Here is a 279-nt window from a genome sequence, read left to right on the forward strand (position 1 = left end):
AAATAAACTCTGAAGCTATGGTATCGCCATATACTCCAAAAAGTGTAATAAAAAGCCCAATACAAACATAGACTACCCATCTAAACGGAAGAGCTTGTTGGTTTAAAATTTTAAAAAGACTTTGCTTTCTATGAAATCTTTCAATAAAAACCAATCCTAAAATGGTTAACATCAATAATGTGAATTCGTTTTCTTTTAATCCAATTAAATACAGTTGATCTCCAAATAACTCATAAAAGTTATTATTAAAAAACCCAGATACTATAAGTTGGGCGTCGG

General features: G+C 29.7%; 1 protein-coding gene. It reads right to left on the reverse strand.

Features of this window, described 5'->3' with window-relative positions:
- Positions 1–279: hypothetical protein (locus tag E0702_RS19720; protein ID WP_205742040.1), on the reverse strand; the 279-nt coding region annotated here is incomplete at both ends.

Origin of the sequence: Halomonas marinisediminis (assembly GCF_004347715.1) — a bacterium.
Lineage (GTDB): Bacteria > Pseudomonadota > Gammaproteobacteria > Pseudomonadales > Halomonadaceae > Halomonas > Halomonas icarae.